The 4,846-nt window shown below is 64.4% G+C and carries 5 protein-coding genes; 4 read left to right on the top strand and 1 reads right to left on the bottom strand.

What is annotated here, in order from left to right; genetic code table 11:
• The 4 genes from AC1DW9_RS36145 to AC1DW9_RS36160 form a co-directional block, all read left to right on the top strand.
• The coding region (locus AC1DW9_RS36145) for an ornithine cyclodeaminase (RefSeq protein ID WP_476855381.1) at positions 1-845 on the top strand (845 nt) is incomplete at its 5' end.
• Positions 845-1,786 (top strand): citrulline utilization hydrolase CtlX, encoded by a 942-nt coding sequence (gene ctlX / locus AC1DW9_RS36150; RefSeq protein WP_441490407.1) that lies wholly within the window; start codon positions 845-847, stop codon positions 1,784-1,786. The genes AC1DW9_RS36145 and ctlX, both read left to right, overlap by 1 nt.
• Before the next feature lie 248 nt (positions 1,787-2,034).
• Complete coding sequence (locus tag AC1DW9_RS36155) at positions 2,035-3,186, top strand: YjgN family protein (RefSeq protein ID WP_441508998.1); 1,152 nt, start codon at positions 2,035-2,037, stop codon at positions 3,184-3,186.
• A 23-nt stretch (positions 3,187-3,209) separates the two neighbouring features.
• Positions 3,210-4,289, top strand: coding sequence for a M48 family metallopeptidase (locus AC1DW9_RS36160; RefSeq protein WP_476855382.1), 1,080 nt, complete (start codon positions 3,210-3,212; stop codon positions 4,287-4,289).
• 96 nt (positions 4,290-4,385) lie between these two features.
• Here AC1DW9_RS36160 and AC1DW9_RS36165 read toward each other — a convergent pair.
• Positions 4,386-4,846, bottom strand: a 461-nt coding sequence (locus tag AC1DW9_RS36165; RefSeq protein WP_476855383.1) for a NapC/NirT family cytochrome c, incomplete at its 5' end; no start/stop codon positions are given.

A 4,846-nucleotide genomic window follows, 5' to 3' on the forward strand; every position in this document is an offset into this window, starting at 1 on the left:
AATATGTCAACGGCCACCCCAAGAACACGCGCACCGGCCTGCAGACGGTGACGGCCTTCGGCGTCCTCTCCGATGTCGAGACCGGATATCCGCGCCTGCTCTCCGAAATGACGATCACCACGGCGCTACGGACCGCGGCGACCTCGGCCGTCGCCGCCCGCTATCTCGCCCGTGAGGATGCCGCGGTGATGGCGATCATCGGCCTCGGCTCCCAGTCGGAGTTCCAGGCGCTGGCCTTCAAGGCGCTGAACGGCATCCGGCGATTGCAGGTCTATGATATCGATCCGGCTGCGACCGCGAAATTCAGGGCCAATCTCGCGGGGCACGGGCTTGAGATCGAGGTAGCGAGCAGCGCCGAAGCGGCCGTGCTTGGCGCCGATATCATCACCACCGTCACCGCCGACAAGCTCAAGGCGACGATCCTCTCCGACAACATGGTCGGGGCCGGCGTGCACATCAACGCGGTGGGCGGCGATTGCCCCGGCAAGACCGAACTGCAGCGCGACATCCTGCTGCGCGCCGATGTCTTCGTCGAGTTTCCAGAGCAGACCCGGATCGAAGGCGAGATCCAGCAGATGGAGCCGGATTTCCCGGTCACGGAGCTCTGGCGCGTGATTATCGGCGAGACCAAGGGGCGCCGCACCGAGGACCAGATCACCATCTTCGATTCCGTCGGCTTCGCCACGGAGGATTTTTCGGCCCTGCGCTATCTGCGCGATCAGGTCGAGGGCACCGACTATTATGACGAGATCGACCTCCTCACCGAGCCGGAAGATCCGCGCAACCTGTTCGGCCTGCTGAGCGCGCCGGTCGCTGCTCCTCGTGCGTTTCTCGGGGCGCGATGATGCAAAAGCTCTCCGTCCAGGCGGCGCGCAGCGTCGTGATGATCCGTCCGCATCACTTCAGCCCGAACCCGGCGACGGCCGCCGATAATCTCTTTCAGGGCACCGATGCTGCGCGCAGCGCCGCCGCCATCGCCGCCGAAGCGCATCGTGAAGTGACGCGTGCTGCGGCGCGGCTGGAGGAAGCCGGCATCGCCGTGCATCTCTTCGAGGACGAGGGCAACGCGACGCCGGATTCCGTCTTCCCGAACAACTGGTTCTCGACCCATTCCGGGGGCCATGTTGCGCTCTATCCGATGTTCTCGCCGAGCCGGCGCAAGGAGCGGCGGCACGACGTCATCGAGATGCTGAAGCATCGCTATCGCGTCCAGGACGTGATCGACTATTCCGGGCTGGAGCAGGACGGGGTCTATCTCGAAGGCACCGGCGCGATGGTGCTCGATCACATCGAGCGTGTCGCCTATGCCGCGCGTTCGAACCGCACCAACGAGGTGGCGCTGGAGCGCTTCTGCACGCATTTCAATTTCGAGCCGGTGGTCTTCGATGCGGTCGATGCGGCGGGCCGGGCGATCTATCACACCAATGTCCTGATGTGCGTCGGCACGGATTTCTGCCTGATCGGGCTGGCCACCATTCGCGATGCGGCGCGCCGGAACGAGATTGCGGAGCGACTGGCCCAGGGGCGCATCATCATCGATCTCGACCACGGGCAGATCAACGCGTTCGCCGGCAATGCAATCGAGCTGCAGGGCAGCAACGGTCGCGTCGTGGCGCTGTCGTCACGCGCCTTGCAGGCTCTGCGCCCGGAGCAGCGTGCGACGTTGGAGGGTCTTGCGACCCTGCTGCCGCTCGACGTGCCGACCATCGAACTCGCCGGTGGCTCGGTGCGCTGCATGCTGGCGGGCATCCATCTCGCAGCGCGCGGAGCGCTTCAAGCGGCCTGAGCCTGTTCAGCGCGTCTGTCTTCCGACGAGACCGCGCCATTCTCGATCGGATCGCTGCCAGGCGGCTGCCTGCTGTGGAGCCCCGGAGTGTCGCTTGAACCCGCTCAGACGCTACGTCAGCGCTAGATTAACCTGTCATATAAATTCCTGACTAAACTCACGGTTGTGGCTATTTCGGCGGCTGACGCAGCTGCTATGGATGTGCCGGACAAGTTTCCGTCGAATCTGACGTGATAGCGAGCTTCGCCATGCACCAGACAACCTCGCACCTTGCCACGCCGCGGGTCGACCGGGTGATGTTTTCCAGTGAGCGACCAGTGTTCCGGCGGCTGGTGACGCGCGGCGCATTGCTGGAGCTGGTCACGCTCGGCTTCTACCGGTTCTGGCTTGCAACCGATATCCGACGGCATTTGTGGTCGAATACCTCGGTCGGCGGCGACCCCGTGGAATATACCGGCCGAGCCAAGGAGTTGTTGATCGGCTTCCTGATCGCGATGGCCATTCTGGTGCCGGGCTATCTGGTCGGCTTCCTGGTGCCGCTCCTTCTGATCTCTTTTCTCGGTGGCCCCGAAGCCGGAGGAATCGACACGCTGGCCGGCATTCCGCTGTTCTTGTTCCTCTATCTGTTTTCACAATTCGCGCTCTACCGCGCGCGACGTTACCGGGTCACGCGCACGGTCTGGCGCGGATTGCGATTCGGGATGGGCGGATCGGGCTGGGGCTATAGCTGGCGCGCCGGATCATGGTCTCTGCTGGTCCTGCTGACCGCCGGACTGGCCTTGCCGTGGCGGCAGGCGGCACTCGAACGCTTYAAGATGCGCCATACCTCCTATGGTACATTGCAGGGCCGGTTCGAGGGAACCGGCAGCGACTTCTTCAAGCAGGCCTGGTTCCTCTGGCTTCTGGCCTTGCCGGCGGCGGTGCTCCTGATCCCGCTGCCGTTTCTCTATGGCGCGTACAAAGCGATCGAATGGCGCTGGTGGGTCTCGGGTATTCGTTTCGGTGACGTGGCGTTCCGCTCCGATCTCGAGCGGAGCGACTTGATCAGCAGCTATTGGAAAGTCGTCGGCTGGTCGCTCTTGCTGGTGCTCGTGCTGGGGCTGTGGTTGGTGGGCGTAACCGTCGGGGCAACCTACCTCTCAGGAGGGAGCGCGGAGCGCATTCAGGTGGCCATGCAGCATCCGCTGGTCTTGCTCGCTCTGGGGGTGGGCTATTTGGTGGCGGCGATCGCTTTCGGCGCGGTGGTCCGAATCTACCTCACCCGCGACATCTGGGCGAAGATCGCGGGACGGACGAGCGTGCTCAACCTGGCTGCTGCCGACGATGTCACCGGTCAGGGTGCTGCCGTTGGTGCGCTGGGCGAAGGCTTTGCCGACAGCCTCGACATTGGCGGCCTATGACGGGGTGCGACCGATCCCGCATCATGACTTCGAACGGGCAGTCCGAACATCCAGCCGTCTTCTTCGACGRCAGCTCCAACCGCAAGCGCCGGGTCGCGCTGCGGTTTTCGCGCAAGCTTGAGATCGCCGAGGATGACCTCGTCATCGCGTCCTGGCCCTATGACGACATTCGCCGGGCGGACGGACAAGCTACCCTGCGCTTGAGTGCCGTGTCGGCCCTGCCTCTCGCCCGGCTGGAGGTCGCGGACGAGGCGACGGCGCAGACACTGCTTGCCCGTTGCGGAGCGCTCGATCTCGCAAGCGGCGGCAGCCAGACCTGGCGCATCGTCGGATGGTCGCTGGCCGCCGCATGTTCGATCCTGCTGATCACGCTTTACGGCATTCCGCTCCTCGCCGACCGGCTTGCGCCACTGGTCCCCATAGCGGCGGAGAAGCGTCTGGGCGATGCCGTGGACAAGCAGGTGCGTGCACTCATGGGTGGCCATGTCTGCGCCGAGCCGGCGGGACAGCGCGCCTTCGCGAAGATGGTGGACAGGCTGAGGGAGGCAGGAGGCGTTTCCAGTCCGATGGAAGCGCAGGTTCTGTCATCGGCCATTCCCAATGCCGTCGCACTGCCGGGCGGCAAGATCTATCTGTTCGAAGGGCTGCTGCAGAAGGCGCAGAATCCTGACGAGATTGCTGGCGTGATTGCGCATGAGCTGGGCCATGCCCATCGTCGCGACGGCCTTCGCCAATTGATTCAAACCGGGGGCACGTCCTTTCTGATTGGCTTGCTGTTCGGCGATATCACCGGCAGCGGCGCAGTGATCTTTGGCGCCCGCTCGATCCTCGACGCGTCGCATTCGCGTGATGCGGAAAGCGGCGCGGATGATTTTGCGGTTGCGGCGATGACCGGGCTCGGGSGATCGCCGGCTGCCCTGGGTGAGTTCCTCGTGCGGATCACCGGCAGCGACAGCCGCGGCACGATCCTGGACAGCCATCCGCTCAGCGCCGAGCGGCTGGACCGCATGAAGCGCCTCGACCGCCCGACGACCGGACCGGCGATCCTCACCGATGTGGAATGGCAGGCGTTGAAGGATATCTGTGTCGGGTCCAAGCCCTGAACAGCACGGCGGGCGGGCTGTTCTGCCATTCGAACTGTCGCGGGAACGCTCCAGGATCGCGCCGCGATCAGGCCCTTCGATGGTCTCTCTGTCTGTTCAGCGCGTCTCGATGCTGGCGAGATAGGCGCGCAATTCCCGCTCTGGCCCATGCCAGGAGGCACTGCCCTTGCCCTGGAGCTCCGGGGCTTCCTTCCAGCCGGGCTCGATACCGGTCATGTCGGGCAGGAGATGGGCGATGCCCTTGTGGCAGTCGATGCAGGTCTTCTCCTTCGGAATCAGGAAGCGGCTGTGGATCTCGGCTGCCCGGCGCGTCTGCTTGGTGAAGTCCATCGCGACGGTGGAATGGCAGTTACGGCATTCCAGCGAGTCGTTTGCCTTCAGCCGCGCCCATTCATGCTTGGCGAGCTCCAGCCGGTGGTCGAGGAATTTCTGGCGTGTCGAGATGGTGCCGAAGATCTTGCCCCAGACCTCCTTCGAGGCCTGCATCTTGCGGGCGATCTTGTGGGTCCATTCATGGGGGACATGGCAATCGGGGCAGCTGGCCCGCACGCCTGAGC

The organism is Allobosea sp. P4_E12 (assembly GCF_056401655.1).

Excerpts from the sequence above, each read along its gene's own strand:
- ctlX (WP_441490407.1), top strand. The coding sequence starts at position 845 with ATGCAAAAGCTCTCCGTCCAGGCGGCGCGCAGCGTCGTGATGATCCGT.